The sequence below is a fragment of the Mycobacterium bulgaricum genome (genome assembly GCF_041287165.2).
GTDB lineage: Bacteria > Actinomycetota > Actinomycetes > Mycobacteriales > Mycobacteriaceae > Mycobacterium > Mycobacterium bulgaricum.
Window position 1 is genome coordinate 1278843 of the sequence record NZ_JBGGKV020000001.1, and the last position, 17438, is coordinate 1296280.

At 68.3% G+C, this 17438-nt stretch carries 15 protein-coding genes; 8 read left to right on the forward strand and 7 right to left on the reverse strand.

Annotated features, from left to right (window positions below):
• Positions 1–192 precede the first annotated feature (192 nt).
• Positions 193–1704: a PucR family transcriptional regulator gene (locus ACAG24_RS06295; RefSeq protein WP_370475461.1), complete on the reverse strand. Its 1512-nt coding sequence runs from the start codon at positions 1702–1704 to the stop codon at positions 193–195.
• A 102-nt stretch (positions 1705–1806) separates the two neighbouring features.
• Here ACAG24_RS06295 and ACAG24_RS06300 point away from each other — a divergent pair, with 102 nt between their 5' ends.
• Positions 1807–2400, forward strand: a complete 594-nt coding sequence (locus ACAG24_RS06300; RefSeq protein ID WP_024448038.1) for a TetR/AcrR family transcriptional regulator — start codon at positions 1807–1809, stop codon at positions 2398–2400.
• Between the two features lies 1 nt (position 2401).
• On the opposite strand, the gene ACAG24_RS06305 is transcribed toward ACAG24_RS06300, so the two are convergent.
• Together ACAG24_RS06305 and ACAG24_RS06310 are read right to left on the reverse strand one after the other, a co-directional pair.
• Complete coding sequence (locus ACAG24_RS06305; protein ID WP_370475460.1) at positions 2402–2914, reverse strand: hypothetical protein; 513 nt, start codon at positions 2912–2914, stop codon at positions 2402–2404.
• 3 nt (positions 2915–2917) lie between these two features.
• Positions 2918–4174 carry a C2 family cysteine protease gene (locus ACAG24_RS06310; protein WP_370475458.1) on the reverse strand — a complete coding sequence of 419 codons (1257 nt, stop codon included), beginning with the start codon at positions 4172–4174 and terminating at the stop codon, positions 2918–2920.
• 136 nt (positions 4175–4310) lie between these two features.
• On the opposite strand from ACAG24_RS06310, the gene mfd reads away from it, so the two are divergent.
• Positions 4311–7910 (forward strand): transcription-repair coupling factor, encoded by a 3600-nt coding sequence (gene mfd, locus ACAG24_RS06315; RefSeq protein ID WP_370475457.1) that lies wholly within the window; start codon positions 4311–4313, stop codon positions 7908–7910.
• Between the two features lie 58 nt (positions 7911–7968).
• A complete protein-coding gene (locus tag ACAG24_RS06320) occupies positions 7969–8970 on the forward strand; it encodes a nucleoside triphosphate pyrophosphohydrolase (RefSeq protein ID WP_370475456.1) in 1002 nt (333 codons plus the stop codon).
• A gap of 133 nt (positions 8971–9103) precedes the next feature.
• Here ACAG24_RS06320 and efeB read toward each other — a convergent pair whose 3' ends face one another.
• Genes efeB through efeU form a run of 3 tightly spaced genes read right to left on the reverse strand, consistent with a single transcriptional unit; the run spans position 9104 to position 12484 of the window.
• Positions 9104–10420: an iron uptake transporter deferrochelatase/peroxidase subunit gene (efeB, locus tag ACAG24_RS06325; protein WP_370475455.1), complete on the reverse strand. Its 1317-nt coding sequence runs from the start codon at positions 10418–10420 to the stop codon at positions 9104–9106.
• Positions 10401–11564 carry an iron uptake system protein EfeO gene (gene efeO / locus ACAG24_RS06330; protein WP_370475454.1) on the reverse strand — a complete coding sequence of 388 codons (1164 nt, stop codon included), beginning with the start codon at positions 11562–11564 and terminating at the stop codon, positions 10401–10403. The genes efeB and efeO overlap by 20 nt, the downstream gene beginning before the upstream one ends.
• Positions 11561–12484 carry an iron uptake transporter permease EfeU gene (efeU, locus tag ACAG24_RS06335; protein WP_370475453.1) on the reverse strand — a complete coding sequence of 308 codons (924 nt, stop codon included), beginning with the start codon at positions 12482–12484 and terminating at the stop codon, positions 11561–11563. The genes efeO and efeU overlap by 4 nt, the downstream gene beginning before the upstream one ends.
• Positions 12485–12692: 208 nt before the next feature.
• Between efeU and ACAG24_RS06340 the strand changes: the two genes are divergently transcribed.
• The 5 genes from ACAG24_RS06340 (at position 12693) to ACAG24_RS06360 (ending at position 16904) form a co-directional block, all read left to right on the forward strand.
• Positions 12693–13415: a lytic transglycosylase domain-containing protein gene (locus ACAG24_RS06340; RefSeq protein ID WP_370475511.1), complete on the forward strand. Its 723-nt coding sequence runs from the start codon at positions 12693–12695 to the stop codon at positions 13413–13415.
• Between the two features lie 72 nt (positions 13416–13487).
• Positions 13488–14777 carry a phosphopyruvate hydratase gene (eno, locus tag ACAG24_RS06345; protein ID WP_370475452.1) on the forward strand — a complete coding sequence of 430 codons (1290 nt, stop codon included), beginning with the start codon at positions 13488–13490 and terminating at the stop codon, positions 14775–14777.
• A gap of 3 nt (positions 14778–14780) precedes the next feature.
• Positions 14781–15488: an FtsB family cell division protein gene (locus ACAG24_RS06350; RefSeq protein WP_370475451.1), complete on the forward strand. Its 708-nt coding sequence runs from the start codon at positions 14781–14783 to the stop codon at positions 15486–15488.
• Positions 15481–15972 (forward strand): DUF501 domain-containing protein, encoded by a 492-nt coding sequence (locus ACAG24_RS06355; RefSeq protein WP_370475450.1) that lies wholly within the window; start codon positions 15481–15483, stop codon positions 15970–15972. Before ACAG24_RS06350 ends, ACAG24_RS06355 begins: the two co-directional genes overlap by 8 nt.
• Positions 15969–16904: a Ppx/GppA phosphatase family protein gene (locus ACAG24_RS06360; RefSeq protein ID WP_370475449.1), complete on the forward strand. Its 936-nt coding sequence runs from the start codon at positions 15969–15971 to the stop codon at positions 16902–16904. The genes ACAG24_RS06355 and ACAG24_RS06360 overlap by 4 nt, the downstream gene beginning before the upstream one ends.
• Positions 16905–16917: 13 nt before the next feature.
• Here ACAG24_RS06360 and ACAG24_RS06365 read toward each other — a convergent pair whose 3' ends face one another.
• Positions 16918–17385 (reverse strand): DUF4383 domain-containing protein, encoded by a 468-nt coding sequence (locus ACAG24_RS06365; protein WP_370475448.1) that lies wholly within the window; start codon positions 17383–17385, stop codon positions 16918–16920.
• Positions 17386–17438 lie beyond the last annotated feature (53 nt).

Below are 17438 nucleotides of genomic sequence, written 5' to 3' on the forward strand. Positions count from 1 at the left end.
TGGCAGGGATCGTCGTCAGGGGCGGGCACTGCGCGCCGCCCCTGACGACAGGGGACCCCTCCTCAGAGGGGGAGAGTGAGTCGCTGAGCGGGAGTCGCCGACGAGTTCATGGTCGGCCTTCCCCGAACCGGGGGTGTTGTTCCGCGACGACAAAATGAACGGGGTGAACTGTGGTTCCGCAACAACGAAGGGTCAGTCCAGGACGGCCAACGCGATCGTCATCGCGAACCGCTTGTGGGCGTCGTCGAGATGCAGCTCGGTGAGCTCGGCGATCCGCTTCATCCGGTATCGCACCGTGTTCTCGTGCACACCCAGACGTGCGGCGGTCCGGACCGGATCGCCCTGTTCCTGCAGCCAGGCGCGCAAGGTCGCCACGTAGGCCGTACCGCTGGTCGCATCGTGGTTCTTGAGTTCGACGACCGCGCCGCGGTGCGGCGTGCGCCCCGAGCGGGCAGCCGTCTTCAACCGCCGCAGCAGCAGGTCGTCCCATGATTCGTCGTAGGCGGGCGGCTCGGCGGCCGCAGTGCTTTCCTGCAGCGCCAGACACTCGTCGGCCTCGGTGCGGGCGGCGTTGAGTTCGGTCGCCGTCGCGGCGGCGCTGATGCCGGCTTGCACCGTCACGCGATCGGGCAGGGATGCGATCAGGGCGCGGACCCAGGCCCGCGCGACCGCGGCGTCGTCGGCCGCGAGCACGGTGTAGACGGTGACGTCGGCCAAGGCGCTACGCGACGGTCTGGACCAACCGAAGCCGGCGGTCGCACGCTCGAACACCTGCAGCAGTGCCGAATGCGTGCCGGTGTCGTCGTGGGCTCGCAGCGCGATCACCCGCAGCGGGGAGGGCGGCAGCCCGAGCCGGCTGGCGACCATCTCGGCATCGGCAGGGCTCTCCGTCAGGCGGATCACCAACTCCGATTCCACCTGGCGTTCGAGGTCCGCACTCGCGCGCGACCGCAGCAGGTGCACCGCGACGGTGTGTGCCCCGTCGGCCAGCGCCTGCCGCCGAGCATCGCTGAGCGGGGCGGGCGATGCCACCCACACCGAGCCGAGAAGTTCACGCCCGGCGCGCGCCGCCACCACCGAGCGCCCGGTCAGGCCGACAGCAGGGGCTCCGGGTACGAACACCGGGTCGTCGGACGCGCAAAGATGCGCGAAAACCCCGTGCGCGTCGAAGACGGCCCGCAGCTCCGGCGGAGCCTGGCGGGCCAGGATGGTCGCCGTGCGTGCCGGATCAGCGTCCTGCTGACCCCTGGAGAACGCGAGCACCTGTGACGTCCGGTCTTCGATGACCACCGCACCCCCTACCGCATCCGACAGACTGTCGGCCAGGGCGAACAGATCCGTGGGGCCGCGACCGGATTCGGTCTCGCGTCCCTCCATCACGAGGCCGTAGACGATCGCGGCGAAATCGCTCCACGGCATCGCCGGATCGACGACGACGACCGCGACATCTCCGGCGTCGCGCACAGACTCGGACAGGTCACCCCGGGTCAGCACCACAGCCGCACGCGCCGACCGCGCCCAGCCCAGCGCTTCCACCACCGAGGTGGCGCCGACGGCCAACAGGACATCGCCTGCCACGGTCCGACCGTCGACGGTCTCGGGCAGCACCACGCTGCGCAGTTCTGTCTGCCGATCCGCCGAACCGCCCTGCCAGCGCACGCCGTATCCGCCGAGCACGTTGATCAGGCGGTCCAGCGTTATCACGGGGTTCGACGCTACGCCTGTGGCGGCGCGGCACGGTTTACCCTGAAACCCGTGGCAGGTTCGGAGAAACCCGAGGTCGTCATCCGCGCGCCCCGCGCCAGGATGACCGGTAGCGAACGCCGCCAGCAGCTGATCGAGATCGCCAAGTCGCTGTTCGCCGAGCGGGGTTTCGACGGCACCTCCATCGAGGAGATCGCGCTGCGGGCCAACGTGTCCAAACCCGTTGTCTACGAACACTTCGGCGGCAAAGAAGGTCTCTATGCGGTCGTGGTCGACCGGGAGATGTCGGCGCTGCTGGACGGCATCACGTCCTCGCTGGCCGACAACAGGTCACGGGTGCGGGTCGAGCGGGTCGCACTGGCGCTGCTGACCTACGTCGAGGAACGCACCGACGGGTTCCGGATCCTGATCAGGGACTCGCCGGCGAGCATCACGCAGGGCACCTACTCCACGTTGCTCAACGACGCCGTCAGCCAGGTCGCGTCGATCCTCGCGGGGGATTTCTCCCGCCGCGGCCTGGACCCCGACCTCGCGCCGCTCTATGCCCAGGCGCTCGTCGGATCGGTGTCGATGGCGGCGCAGTGGTGGCTCGATGTGCGGGAGCCCAAGAAAGAGGTCGTCGCCGCGCATTTGGTGAACCTGTGCTGGAACGGGCTGACGCACCTGGAGTCCGATCCGGTGCTGCACGAGGAATAGCTCAGCGCGACATCACGAAGAAGCCGAGCATGGATTCCGGATAGTCGGGTCGCAGCGGCTCGTAGTACTCGACCGCCACGACCTTCCGGTCGTCGAATTGGTCTCTCGGCCAACCGGTTCCCCAGATGAGGTAGCGGAACGAGGTTCCGTCGAAAGACGTCTCCCCGTCGGCCTGCTGACGCATCCCGAAGTCGGCGAAGTACTCGCTCGTCAGCTTCTGCAACGGATGCCAGCCACCCGGGTGGGAGAACATCTGTTCTTCGTCGATGTGCCTGCCGGTTTGCAGAGAGCGCGCCGCGCGCCGCAGCGTCTCGGCGATGTCGGCGCGAACGGTGCCGCTGACCGCCACCTCGGCCAGCGGCGTCACCGGCATCATCTGCATCTGGTTCGCGGGAATCGGCTTCGCGCCGACGAGGATCGGTTGTTGCGACGGCAGATAGAGCAGCCGGTAGGCGCCGACGGCTGTCGTCACGACCAGGACGACGACAGCGACCGCGATCAACGACTTGCGCATCGGTCATGCCCCCAGTCGGCCGATGTTGATCATGCCGGTGGGGCCGAGTCCGATCCCGCCGAGCGGGTTGGTGCCGATCAGGTCACCCAGCCGTGCGGTGATCAGCGGTGGACCGTCGTCCGGTCCCCATGGATTGCGCAGCGTCACCGTCGCATCGCTTCCGGTGCCGGCGATCGCCTCGACCGGATAGACGTGCTGTGCCGACAGACCCGATACGCCACCGGTGAGCACGCTGGTCGACAGCATCACGGGTTGGTTGCCGGCCAGCGCCTCGGCGATCCTGCTGTCGATGTGTTGGCTTGGCGTCATCCACTCGGTCGCGGGGATGATCCAGTCCCCGTTGTTGCCGGTCAGGGCTTCCAACGCCGGGGGAGTCAGACCGCTCTCGATTCCCTCGATACCCTGCCCCGGCGCCTTCATCCTGGCGTAGGCCGATTCCAGCACCGCAGGCCACAGCGGCGCGTTCGGGTTGGTCAGTTCGGGCGTCGCGCCGTCGACACCGCTGGCTCCCTTGGCGGCGATGTTCGCGTCGATGTCGGCCTGGGTGACGGGGATGTGGCGCCATTCGTGCCCGTCCCACAAGGTCACGTCGAACATGCCGGTGTGCGGGTCGTAGCTGATGCGGTCCCTGATCCACTGCGGGTCGGCATTCGCGATCGCGCTCATCGTGGCGACGAGGTAGCAGTCGCCGATGCCGTCCTGATTGACGTCGGAGCCCTTCGGGTCGCCGTCATAGAGGGCGTCTTCGTCCCATCTCGGCGTTGGTGCCGGCGTCTGCGGCACCGCGTCCCCGGTGCGCAACGACTCCGCCACGGTGTCGTCGATCCGGGTGAACCACGACAGCATGGTCTTGAGCGAGGTGGTGTACGCGGTGGCCAGGGCGGGCGACATCACGCTCAGCGTGTCGTGGCCCGTCACGGTGCCGTCGTCGGCGACGAAGCCGCCCAGGGCGCGGGCCTGGGTCGCCATCGCGAGGATCTGGCTGCGCAGCGGGTCCAGATTGACCCCGCCGTACCGCAACGCAGAGGCGTAGTTGATCAGCTTCGCGTGTAGTGCGCGCTGGTTGGCGAGGTCGGCGTCGGCGGTCGCGATCGCGGCGTCGGCAGCGCCGCCCTGCCAGGCCGCGCGCAGCGCATCCAGACTGCGCTGCAGCGTCGCGGTGTGGTTCGCCAGCGCAGCGGCCTTCTCCTCCTGCGTGCCCGCGGATTCCAGCAAACGCGATGGTTGGGTGCCTTCCACGATCGAAAGCGTCGCAACCATGAATCTCCCGTTCCCCGCAAAGCCCGCACCGACGCTAACACCGGGGGGCGGGGGGTCTGTGCACCAATTTCGACCGTTCCGGGCGGGCCCGGTGCCCGCTCGTCGTGTCGGGAGCAGTGCCTACGATGGAGGCATCATGACCGTTTCGGGGCCCAGCCATGTCCAAACCCCGATCGCGGGCCTCGTCGACCTCGCGTTACGCGACCCCTCACTGCAGGAGATCGCTCGCCGCGCCGCCGACCGACCTGCCGATCTCAGCCTCGTCGGGCCGGCCAGCGCGCGCCTTTTCGTCGCGTCCGCGCTCGCCCGGTCCGGCCTGCTCCTCGTCGTCACCGCGACCGGGCGGGAGGCCGATGACCTGACCGCAGAACTGCAGGGCGTCTTCGGGGACGCCGTCGCGTTGTTCCCGTCGTGGGAGACGCTGCCGCACGAGCGGCTCTCACCGGGTGTCGACACGGTCGGCGCGCGGATGATGGTGCTGCGGCGGCTGGCCCACCCCGACGACGCCCGCCTCGGCGCGCCGCTGCGGATCGTCGTCACCACCGCGCGCTCGCTGCTGCAGCCCATGGCACCCGATCTGGCTCAGGTCGAGCCCGTGACGCTCACGGTCGGCGCCGACGCGGACTTCGACGACACCGTCACATGCCTGGTGGAACTCGCCTACAACCGCGTCGACATGGTCGGCAAGCGTGGCGAATTCGCGGTCCGCGGAGGCATTCTCGATGTCTTCCCGCCCACGGCCGAACATCCGGTGCGCATCGAGTTCTGGGGCGACGAGGTCTCCGAGATGAGGATGTTCTCGGTCGCCGACCAGAGATCCATCCCCGAGATCGACATCGACACCCTGATCGCGGTACCGTGCCGTGAACTGTTGCTCACCGCCGACGTCCGGGACCGGGCCGCGGCGTTGTCGGCCGAACATCCAGTGGTGGAGAACAGTGTGCCGGGCAGCGTGCCCGACATGCTGGCCAGGTTGTCCGAGGGCATTCCGGTCGAGGGCATGGAGGCACTGCTTCCGCTGTTGCGCCCCAGCGACTTTGCGACGCTGCCCGACCATCTGCCCGAGGGCACACCGCTGCTGGTGTGCGACCCGGAGAAGGTGCGCACCCGCGCCGCCGACCTGATCAAGACGGGCCGCGAGTTCCTCGAGGCGTCATGGTCGACCGCCGCGGTGGGCGGCGACGTGCCGATCGACATCGAAGCCCTGGGCGCGTCGGGGTATGTCAGCTACGGCGACGCCCGTGACGCTGCCCGCGCCGGCGGTCACGCGTGGTGGACGCTGAGCCAGCTCGACAGCGGGTCGGGCGAATCTTCTGCCCTCGACATCAGGCCCGCGCCGTCGGCCCGCGGTCAGCAGCACAACCTCGAAGAGATCTTCGCGATGCTGCGCGGGCATGTCGCCACCGGCGGATTCGGCGCCGTCGTCACGCCCGGCACCGGCACCGCGATGCGCGTCGTTGAGCAGCTGTCCGAATCCGACACTCCCGCAGTCATTCTCGAACCCGGGGATACCCCGCGCGAAGGAGTGGTCGGCGTTCTGAAGGGGCCGCTGCACGACGGCGTGGTCATCCCGGGCGCCAACCTGGTGGTCATCACCGAGACTGATCTGACCGGCAACCGCGCAGCCGCCACCGAAGGCAAAAAGCTTGCGGCCAAGCGCCGTAACGTCGTCGACCCGCTGGCGCTCACCGCGGGCGACATGGTCGTCCACGATCAGCACGGCATCGGTCGCTTCGTCGAGATGACCGAGCGCGTGGTCGGCGGTGCCCGGCGTGAGTATCTGGTACTGGAGTACGCGTCAGCCAAGCGCGGTGGCGGGTCGGACCGGCTCTACGTGCCGATGGATTCGCTGGATCAGCTCTCGCGCTATGTCGGAGGGGAGTCGCCCACACTCAGCAGGCTCGGCGGCAGCGACTGGGCGAACACGAAAACCAAAGCGCGCCGGGCAGTTCGGGAGATAGCCGCCGAGCTCGTCACCCTCTACGCCAAGCGTCAGGCCTCACCGGGTCACGCGTTCGGCCCCGACACCCCGTGGCAGACCGAGATGGAGGACGCGTTCGGGTTCACCGAGACCGTCGATCAGCTCACCGCCATCACCGAGGTCAAGTCCGACATGGAAAAGCCCGTGCCGATGGACCGAGTCATCTGCGGTGACGTCGGCTATGGCAAGACCGAGATCGCCGTCCGCGCGGCGTTCAAGGCCGTGCAGGACGGCAAACAGGTCGCGGTGCTGGTGCCGACCACCCTGCTGGCCGATCAGCACCTGCAGACGTTCACCAACCGGATGACCGGCTTCCCCGTCACGGTGAAAGGCTTGTCGCGCTTCACCGATCCCGCCGAGTCGCGCGCGACGATGGAAGGGATGAAGGACGGCTCCGTCGACATCGTCATCGGCACCCACCGGCTGCTGCAGACCGGCGTGACGTGGAAGGACCTCGGTCTGGTCATCGTCGACGAGGAGCAGCGCTTCGGCGTGGAGCACAAGGAACACATCAAATCGATGCGCACCCACGTCGACGTGCTGACGATGAGCGCCACCCCGATTCCGCGCACGCTGGAGATGAGCCTGGCCGGAATCCGCGAGATGTCGACGATCCTGACGCCGCCCGAGGAGCGTTATCCGGTGCTGACCTACGTCGGCCCGCACGACGACAAACAGGTCGCGGCCGCGCTGCGCCGCGAGATGCTGCGCGACGGGCAGGCGTTCTACATCCACAACCGGGTCCGCTCGATCGACCAGGCGGCGGCGAAGGTGCGGCAGCTGGTGCCCGAGGCGAGGGTGGTCGTCGCGCACGGGCAGATGCCCGAAGAACAGCTGGAGAAGACGGTCGAAGGGTTCTGGAACCGCGAGTTCGACATCCTGGTCTGCACCACGATCGTCGAGACGGGACTGGACATTTCGAACGCCAACACGTTGATCGTGGAGCGCGCCGACACCTTCGGGCTGTCCCAGTTGCACCAGCTGCGCGGCCGCGTCGGACGGTCCCGTGAGCGCGGCTACGCCTACTTCCTCTATCCGCCCGAGGTTCCGCTGACCGAGACGGCCTATGACCGGTTGGCGACCATCGCGCAGAACAACGAGCTGGGCGCGGGCATGGCCGTCGCGATGAAGGACCTCGAGATCCGCGGTGCCGGAAACGTGTTGGGCGCCGAGCAGTCCGGCCACGTCGCCGGCGTCGGCTTCGACCTCTACGTGCGTCTCGTCGGTGAGGCCGTCGAGGCCTACCGTGCCGCGGCGGACGGGAAAACCGTTGCCACTCCTGAGGAACCGAAGGATGTGCGCATCGACTTGCCCGTCGACGCGCACCTGCCGCCGGACTACATCGGCAGCGACCGGCTACGGCTGGAGGCCTACCGGAGGTTGGCCGCGGCGCCCGACGACAGCGCCGTCGACGCGGTGATCGAGGAACTCGTCGACCGATACGGTCCGCTGCCCGAGCCCGCCGAGCTACTGGTGGCCGTCGCCCGGTTGCGTCTTCTCGCCCGCGCTCACGGTCTCACCGAGATCGGCGCGGTGTCGTCCGCGGCGTCCACGCTGCGGATCTCGCCGCTGACGCTGCCCGACTCCGCGCAGCTGCGTCTCAAGCGGCTCTACGCCGGCGCGAACTACCGCGCGACGACGTCGACGGTCCAGGTGCCGATACCTCGTGCCGGCAGCGGCGTCGGCGCGCCACGGATCCGCGATCTGGAGCTCATCGAGTTCGTCTCCGGCCTCATCAAGGTGCTTCACGATTAGGACTCGACGGCGGGCAACAGATGGATGACCGCCGGGCAAAGCTGATATAACCGGTGCGATGACCGTCGTCCTCGTCGATCCACGCCGCCCGTCGCTGGTCCCTGTCGAGGCGATCGAATTGCTGGCCGGTGACGTGCAGTACACCGAGGAAATGCCGATCAAGGTGCCTTGGTCGCTACCGTCTGCCCGGCCCGCCTACACCGGTGAGGCAGCGGAGGTGCTGCTGTCGTCCGACCCGGATCACCCCGACGTCGTGGCGCGCGTCACGGCAGGCGAGCGGGTCATCTCGGCACCCGCCGCGCAGCCCGGCGAACGTCTCGTCGATGCGGTGTCGATGATGGACAAGCTGCGCACCGCGGGTCCGTGGGAGAGCCAGCAGACGCACGACTCGCTGCGGCGCTACCTGCTGGAGGAGACCTACGAACTGTTCGACGCGGTGCACGGCGGTGACCTGGCCGAGTTGCGCGACGAGCTCGGCGATGTGCTGCTGCAGGTGCTGTTCCATGCGCGCATCGCCGAAGAGGCCCCCGAGAAGTCCTTCGACATCGACGACGTCGCCGACGCGCTGGTGCGCAAGCTCGGCAATCGCGTGCCCGCAGTGCTTGCGGGCGAATCGATTTCGCTCGAAGACCAGCTGGCGCAGTGGGAGCATCGCAAAGCGCTGGAACGGTCCACTCGAGAGTCCTGCATGGACGACATTCCCACCGCGCAGCCGGCGTTGGCGCTGGCACAGAAGGTGCTGGCCCGGGCGGAGACCGCCGGGCTGCCCGCCGACCTGATCCCGTCGTCGATCACGTCGGTGACGGTGTCGGCCGACGTCGACGCCGAGAATGCTTTGCGCTCAGCGGTTCTGGAGTTCATGGACGACGTGCGCGCCGCGGAGAAGGCCGCCGTGACGGCCCGACGCAGTGACGATGTCGCCGAGGAGCTCGACGATGCCCCGCACGGCGTGATCGCCGCAGACGACTGGCGCGCACACTGGCCGGTCGTGGTTGACGACGCGCAGACCGAGGAGGCGCCGGCCGAGCCGGACGACGCCGAGGACGGCGAAGTTACGTAACGTCACGGCGATTGGGGGGCCCACGTTCCGCCACAGCGTTACCCAAGTCCCCCCTGCCACGCCCAAATCCACCTGGTGCAGCGCCGCACTCATACGTTCGCTGCACAAAGTGGATCTCGACGTGCGCGCCGGTTCACTCGAACAGTGTCGAACCCCAGAACGTCGACGTGTCGCCCTCGCGAATGCCGGGCGGACAGGCGAACACCGCGGAGCTCGTCGGCGTGACGTACTCGTTCATCGCGTCGTCGCGCGAAATCGCGTTCTGCATCGGCACGAACTGCGTGACCGGGTTGCGGACGAACGCGATGAAGAACAGCCCCGCGTCGAGGTGTCCGAAGCCGTCGGAGCCGTCGGTGAAGTTGTATCCGCGGCGCAGGATTTCGATGCCGCCGAGGTGTTCGGGGGAGGCCAGCCGGACGTGGGCCAGCGTGTCGATCAGCGGCTCGTCCTTGTCGTTGACGAGGTCGAAGTTGAGCTCTTCGAACTCGTCGTCGAGGCCCATCGGGGCGCCGGTGCCCTTCTGCCTGCCGATGACACGCTCCTGCTCGAGCAGCGTGGTGCGGTCCCACTGCTCGATGCGCATTCGGATGCGGCGCGCCACCAGGTAGGAACCGCCCGTCAGCCAGGCCGGGCCGTCGCCGTCGGCGACCCACACAAACTTGTTCAGCTTCTCCGTCTCATCGGAACGCAGGTTCGCCGTTCCGTCCTTGAATCCGAACAGGTTTCGCGGTGTGGACTGGTCGCGGGTCGTCGACGACGTGCGACCGAACCCCAGCTGCGAGTAGCGCACCGCGACGGTGCCGAAGCCGATGCGGGCCAGGTTGCGGATGGCGTGCACCGCCACCTGCGGGTCGTTGGAGCACGCCTGCACGACGATGTCGCCGCCGCTCTTGGCGGGGTCGATCTTCTCGTTCGGGAACTTTGGTAGATCGACGAGCGCGTCGGGCTTCTTGTCGGCGATGCCGAACCGATCCACCCCGTCCTTGAGGAAGAAGGACGGCCCGAACCCGATGGTCAGCGTCAGCTGCGACGCCGGAAGTCCGAGCGCCTCGCCCGTGTCCGACGGCGGCGAGTACGGGTTCTGACCGGTGGAGCCGTTCGGAAACGCTTCCTTGCCCTGGGTCATCCGCTCGGCCATCTCGGTCCAGTCGGCGAGCATCTTGATGACGTCGTCGCGGCTCTTCGTCGTCACGTCGAACGTGGCGAAGTGCATGCGGTCCTGGGCCTCGGTGACGATGCCCGCCTGATGGTCGCCGCGGAACGGGACGGCGGCGTGCAGGTGGTTGGGTGCCTCGGCGGCCGACGCGCGGCCTGCCAGCGCTCCCGCACCGGCTGCGCCGACGACCGCCGCCGTCACACCTGCGGCACCGAACAGCCTGCGGCGACTGAGCCCGGACCGCTGGGGTTCGGGCTCAGCCGCCGACTCGGCGTTACTGGGGTGCGATGACACCTTGCACCTGGCTGACCTCCTTGCTCAGCGCGTCGATCGCGCGTGAGAGCTCCTGGCGTTCCGACTCCGTCACCGTGTCGTACAGCACGAAACCGTCGCCCTCACGGTACTTCTGCAGCAGGGCTTCGACTTCCTCGAACCGCTGATCGACGCGCTTGCCCAGATCGGGGTTGCGCTCGTCGAGGATCGGGCGCACCGAGGCCACCGCGGTCTGCGAGCCCTGCAGGTTCGCGTTGAAGTCCCACAGGTCGGTGTGGCTGAAGATGTCCTCTTCGCCGGTGATCTTGCCCGTGGCGATCTCGTCGAGCAGGCCCTGGGCGCCGCCGGCGATCTGCGTGGAGTCGACGGTGAAGTCCGGCGCGCTGACACCGGCCTGGAGTTCCTTGGCGTCGGCGAGCAACTGGTCGGCGACCGCGTTGGTGTCGGGTTGCAGGCCGCTGACCCACAGGTCCTTCTCGAGGCGGTGGAAGCCGGTCCACTTCTGGCCGGGCTCCAGGTCCGCCTCGCGCAGGTCGATGCGGGGATCGAGGTCGTTCGGGAACGATTCCGCGACGGGCTCGATGCGCTCGAAGTATGTCCGCGCCGTCGGGTACTGCGCCTTGGCGGCCTCGATGTCGCCTGCCTTGATCGCTGCGACGAACGCCTCGACGGCCGGCACGAACGCCTCGACCTGGCTGTTGACGTACCGCTTGTAGCTGTCGGCGGCTTCCTTGAACTTGCCCTCGGTGTCGATCTGGACCTCTTCGCCGGTGACGGTGAAGTCGCCCCGCAGGCCGTCGCCGATCATGCCGGGCTTGCAGGCGGTCTGATAGGTGCCGGGCTGGCTGAGCTGGACGATCAACTTGCGCTGCAGGCCGGGAGAGATGTTCTCCACCTCGCCCATCACCCGCTCGCCCTCGCCGTAGACGTAAAACTCGGTGACCTTCGAGCCGTTGTTGGTGATCACGAAGGTGTTGGCGCCGGTCTTGCCTTCGGTGCCGGAGAGTTCACAGGAGGTGTCGGAGGCCTCGACCGTGATCTCCGAGGGCGCGGTGGTACCGCCTTCCTCGGACGCGGCGGGCGTCTCTTCCTTGGCCTGGCAGCTGGTCAGCGCACACGCCGCCAGGGCCGCCGCGATCACTGCGGCAGAGGGGTGAACCTTCACTGGGTCGACCTTTCAGGTGATGGGTTGGGTGTGGGGGTCTGTGGGTTCCGACGCCCGGCTGCCGTCGCCGTGGTCGGGCGCAGGAACAGGACCAGGACGACGACGAGGTAGGCCAGATAGCCCGCGAGCTGCAGCACCGTGGGTGTCGGCGTGACGTTGAAGATGCCCTGGATGACCTCGCCGTACCAGGCCGACCAGTTGAACGACGTGCTGATGTCGAAGGCCTTGCTGCCCAGGCCCGGCAGCCAGCCGACGGTCTGCAGGGCGCCGATGCCGTAGGACAGGATCCCGGCGGCCACGACGATCAGGAAGATGCCGGTGTACCTGAAGAATTTGGCGAGATTGATGCTCAGCGCGCCGCGGTACATCCCGTACGCGATCAGCCCGGCGATCAGGACCCCGACGATCAGGCCGATCAGGGGCCAGGCCGTCTGCGCCTCGGCGTACCCGACCATGAACAGCGCGGTTTCGACGCCTTCGCGGCCGACGGCGAGGAACGCCAACGCGGTGATGGCCACGGGGCCGGTCTCCAGCGCCCGCGACATCTCGCTGCGCAGCTGGCCCGACATCGACGCGGACGCCTTCTTCATCCAGAGCACCATGGTCGTGACGATCGCGACGGCGATCAGGGACGCCACCCCGGCGATGGCCTCCGCTCCGAGCCCGGTGATGGTGTGGGAGCCGAACTGGATGGTCAGGAAGACGATCAGGGTCATGGCGATGGCGGCGCCGACGCCCAGCCAGACCCACTTGAGCGCGTCGCGCCGGTCGGATTTGACGAGGAACGCGACGAGGATCGACACGACGATCGCCGCTTCCAGACCCTCGCGCAAACCTATGAGTCCGCTGCCAAAAAGCTGTGAGGTGATGTTCGGAGCCGCGTAGTAGGAGGTGACCGGCAGGTCCGTTCCAGCAACCATCTAGTTTTTCCTCGCTACGCCGTGCGCCCGATTTGCTTTGCCTCACCAAACGAAGGTGTGGCTCACCTATTCTCCGAAGCGCACAGTGAATGTACACCCACGCCCCGCGGCCCGGGGTGAACCTCAACTCCGCCGCTGCGTGGCAGCATGGGCTACAACCAGAGTGGTTTGAGGGAGTCCGGTGACGCGGGTGCGTTGGCTACAGGCGATGGCCGTGATCGGCGCGACAGCGCTGCTCCTGGCTTCGAGCTGCTCCTGGCAGCTCGGCACGCCGGTGCCCGACGGTGTCCCGCCTCCGCCCGGCGATGCCGTCCCGCAAATCGACACGTATGCCAAGGGGCGACCCGCCGACCAGTTGCACGAGTGGGCCGCACAGCGGGCGCCTGGGCTGGGGATCCCGGTGACGGCGCTGGAGGCGTACGCCTACGCGGCCCGGGTCGCCGAGGTGGAGAACCCCGACTGCAACCTGAGGTGGACGACGCTCGCCGGCATCGGCCAGGTGGAGAGCCACCACGGCACCTATCGCGGCTCGACCGTCGCCGCGGACGGGGAGGTGACGCCGCCGATCCGCGGTGTCCTGCTCGACGGGTCCAACGGAAACCTGGAGATCCTCGACAACGACTCGGTCAGTCACGACCCGGCCGTCGAGGAAAAGGGCGATGAGCCCTACGCCCGCGCCATGGGCCCGATGCAGTTCATCCCCGAGACGTGGCGGCTCTACGGGGTCGATGCCAACAACGACGGCGACATCAGCGCCGACAACATCGACGACGCGGCCCTGTCGGCGGCGGGCTATCTGTGCTGGCGCGGCAAGGATCTGTCGAAGCCGCGCGGCTGGATGGAGGCGCTGCGCGCCTACAACCACTCCGACGCGTACGCCCGCAACGTGCGCGACTGGGCGACGGCGTACGCCCAGGGACATCCGCTCTGACCTCACCCGCCGAACACGCACGCTCTAGGCTCAACACCGAAAACGTCTGAGCGAAAGACCCAGGAGGCGAAAGTGCCCATCATCGAGCAGGTCGGAGCCCGCGAGATCCTCGATTCCCGGGGAAACCCGACGGTCGAGGTCGAGGTGGGCCTGCTGGACGGAACCGTGGCCCGCGCGGCCGTGCCGTCGGGCGCGTCGACGGGAGAGCACGAGGCGGTGGAGCTGCGCGACGGCGGTTCCCGGTATCTCGGCAAGGGTGTCGAGAAGGCCGTCGAGGCGGTGCTCGACGAGATCGCGCCCGCGGTGATCGGGCTGGGTGCCGACGAGCAACGGCTGGTGGACCAGGCGCTACTGGATCTGGACGGCACGCCCGACAAGTCGCGGCTGGGCGCGAACGCCATTCTCGGTGTGTCCCTCGCCGTCGCGAAGGCTGCCGCTCAGGCGGCCGAGCTGCCGCTGTTCCGCTACATCGGCGGGCCTAACGCGCACATCCTTCCCGTGCCGATGATGAACATCATCAACGGCGGCGCCCACGCCGACACCGGCGTCGACGTCCAGGAGTTCATGATCGCCCCGATCGGCGCGCCGAGCTTCAAGGAAGCGCTGCGCTGGGGTGCCGAGGTGTACCACGCGCTGAAGTCGGTGCTCAAGAAGCAGGGCCTGGGCACCGGGCTCGGCGACGAGGGTGGCTTCGCCCCCGATCTGCCCGGCACCAAGGCCGCGCTCGACCTGATCGGCACCGCCATCGAGGCTGCCGGGCTCAAGATCGGCAGCGACGTGGCGCTGGCCCTCGACGTCGCCGCGACGGAGTTCTACACCGACGGCACCGGTTACGCTTTCGAGAAGGAGACGCGCACCGCCGATCAGATGGCCGCGTTCTACGCCGACCTGCTGGGCGCCTACCCGCTGGTGTCGATCGAGGATCCGCTGTCGGAGGACGACTGGGACGGCTGGGTCGCGCTGACCACCGCCATCGGCGACAGGGTCCAGCTCGTCGGTGACGACCTGTTCGTCACCAACCCCGAGCGGCTGGAGGACGGCATCGAACGAGGTGCTGCCAACGCCCTTTTGGTGAAGGTCAACCAGATCGGCACGTTGACCGAGACACTGGACGCGGTGTCGCTGGCCCACAATGCCGGCTACAAGACGATGATGAGCCATCGCAGCGGCGAGACCGAGGACACCACGATCGCCGACCTGGCGGTGGCGGTGGGCAGCGGTCAGATCAAGACCGGCGCACCGGCCCGAAGCGAGCGCGTCGCGAAGTACAACCAGCTGCTGCGCATCGAGGAAGAACTCGGCGACGCCGCCCGCTACGCCGGCGACCTCGCCTTCCCGCGCTTCAGTGTGGAGACAAAATAGCCTGTGCCCGAAGCGAAACGGCCCGACCCTCGACGGAGGTCTTCTTCGGCGAAGAAGGCCCCCGCGTCGAGGCCTGCCAAGGCCGGCGATACCGGCCGGGCCAAACCGCGGGCGATCTCGGCTCGTCGGGAGACGCCGCGCGCGGCCGCGGCGGCGCCACAGGAGGACGCCGAGTTCGTCGACCTATCCGACACGTCCGAGGGCGGCTCGATCCGGGAGTCGATCATCGCGTCGGCCGACGCGGCTGCCGAGCAGCGGTTCGGGTCGGCCGCGCGGCGGGCGGCGATCCTCGCCGCCGTCATCTGTGTGCTGACGTTGACGATCGCCGGGCCGGTGCGGACATACTTCGCCCAGCGCACCGAGATGAAGCAGCTCGAGGCCAGCGAAGCGCAGCTGCGAGAACAGATCTCGGAGTTGGAGGAGCAGAAGGCCAAGCTCGCCGATCCGGTGTTCATCGCCGCTCAGGCGCGTGAGCGGCTCGGGTTCGTGATGCCCGGTGAGACGCCGTACCAGGTGCAGCTTCCTCCTGGTGCCGCCGCGCCGGGCGCGCCGACCACCGACCTGGCCGAGACGAAGAGCAACGACCCCTGGTACACCGCGCTGTGGCACACCATCGCCGATGCGCCGCACGGTGTTCCGCCGACCCCGCCTCCTGGTGCGCCCGCCGCGCCGGAGCCCATCCCGCCCAGTGCGCCCCCGCCCGGTGGTTGAGCAATCTGATCTCGACGCGGTGGCGCAGCAGCTGGGCCGGGAGCCTCGCGGCGTGCTCGAGATCGCCTACCGCTGCCCGAACGGCGAGCCGGGCGTCGTCAAGACTGCGCCGAAACTGCCTGACGGAACACCGTTTCCGACGTTGTACTACCTGACCCACCCGGCACTGACGGCCGCGGCGAGTCGCCTGGAGTCCTCCGGGATGATGCGCGAGATGACGGAGCGGCTCGCCGAGGATGCGGCGCTGGCCGCCGCCTACCGCCGGGCGCACGAATCGTTCCTCGCGGAGCGTGATGCGATCGAGCCGTTGGGGACGACGTTCTCCGGGGGTGGAATGCCCGACCGGGTCAAATGCCTGCACGTGGTGATCGCGCATTCCCTGGCAAAAGGGCCGGGGCTCAATCCCTTCGGCGACGAGGCGTTGGCGGTGCTGGCCGCCGAGCCGGAGATGGCCGGAATTCTCGACAGGAAGGTGTGGACGTGAGGGTCGCGGCGGTCGACTGTGGAACGAACTCGATCCGGTTGTTGATCGCCGACGTATCCGACGGCACTCTGAGCGACGTCCACCGTGAGATGCGCATCGTGCGGTTGGGTCAGGGGGTCGACGCGACGGGCGAGTTCGCTCCGGAGGCGTTGGCGCGCACGCGAACCGCGTTGAGTGCCTATGCCGAGTTGATGCGCCGCCACGGTGTCGGCGCGGTCCGGATGGTGGCCACGTCGGCGGCCCGCGACGTGTCCAACCGCGAGGAGTTCTTTGCGATGACGTCGGAGGTCCTCGGCGCCGTCGTGCCCGGCGCGGTGGCCGAAGTGATCACCGGCACCGAAGAGGCCGGGTTGTCGTTCTACGGCGCCGTCGGCGATCTTGATTCCGCCGCAGCGCCTTTCGTGGTGGTCGACCTCGGCGGCGGGTCCACGGAGGTGGTGCTCGGCTCCGAGGATGCGGAGGCGGGATACTCCGCCGACATCGGATGTGTCCGGCTGACCGAACGTTGCCTGCGGTCAGACCCCCCCACCGCCGAGGAGATCGAGGCGGCCCGGGCGGTCGTGCGTGACGCGCTGGCCGAGGTGGTGCGGCAGGTGCCCGTCCAGAAGGCGCGGACCTGGGTCGGTGTCGCCGGGACGATGACGACGCTGGCCGCCCTCGCGAACAAGCTGACGATCTACGACGCGGACGCCATCCACCTGTCCCGGGTCGGCTTCGACGAACTGCTTCCCGTCTGTGCGGACCTGTTGTCGATGACGCGTCAGCAGCGGGCGGCGCTGGGGCCGATGCACGAGGGGCGTGTCGACGTCATCGGTGGCGGGGCGCTGATCGTGGAGGAGCTGGCCGCCGTGTTGAAGGAGAAGGCGGGCATCACCGAGCTGGTGGTCAGCGAGCACGACATCCTCGACGGGATCGCTCTTTCGATTGCCTAGTTCCGCCGATCGCCTAGTGCGATGCGGCGCGGCGCAGCCTCGGCCGTCGCTTCGTCGGGTCGTGCTGACCGCCCAGCGTCACGCCCAGCAGAGCCATGACGACACCCAGACCCAGGTGCAGCCAGTTGGTGGCCGTGTTGAGCGGGATGACGTGGGCGTTGCTCCCGAACTCGACGAGGACGCCGTAGAGCCACAGGCCCAGATAGAGCAGACCGCCTCCGAGCAGGTAAGCCCTCGCGCCGGCGTAGGTGCGCGCGAAGTAGAAGCCCGCGGCGCCGACGACCAGATGCACGATGCTCAGCACCGCCGACACCACGAACGTGCCGAAAAGCCTGGCACCAGAATGCTGTCCGATCCAGCTGAGCTTGTCCAGATTCGACGTGATGCCGGGGATGAAGCTCAGCACACCGATGAGGACGAGCGCACCGGCGACGATCAGCGCCGCGCCCTGCACCGCCATGTATTTGGGCTGTCGGGACATCCGCGCCTCCCCTCACGACCAGTCATATTGACGTCTGTGATGGGGGAGATACC

Bases quoted from the DNA above. Each gene is read 5' to 3' on its own strand.
- ACAG24_RS06300 (WP_024448038.1), top strand. From the start codon at position 1,807: ATGACCGGTAGCGAACGCCGCCAGCAGCTGATCGAGATCGCCAAGTCG.
- ACAG24_RS06305 (WP_370475460.1), bottom strand. From the start codon at position 2,914: ATGCGCAAGTCGTTGATCGCGGTCGCTGTCGTCGTCCTGGTCGTGACG.
- ACAG24_RS06310 (WP_370475458.1), bottom strand. From the start codon at position 4,174: ATGGTTGCGACGCTTTCGATCGTGGAAGGCACCCAACCATCGCGTTTG.
- mfd (WP_370475457.1), top strand. From the start codon at position 4,311: ATGACCGTTTCGGGGCCCAGCCATGTCCAAACCCCGATCGCGGGCCTC.
- ACAG24_RS06320 (WP_370475456.1), top strand. From the start codon at position 7,969: ATGACCGTCGTCCTCGTCGATCCACGCCGCCCGTCGCTGGTCCCTGTC.
- efeU (WP_370475453.1), bottom strand. From the start codon at position 12,484: ATGGTTGCTGGAACGGACCTGCCGGTCACCTCCTACTACGCGGCTCCG.
- ACAG24_RS06340 (WP_370475511.1), top strand. From the start codon at position 12,693: ATGGCCGTGATCGGCGCGACAGCGCTGCTCCTGGCTTCGAGCTGCTCC.
- ACAG24_RS06365 (WP_370475448.1), bottom strand. From the start codon at position 17,385: ATGTCCCGACAGCCCAAATACATGGCGGTGCAGGGCGCGGCGCTGATC.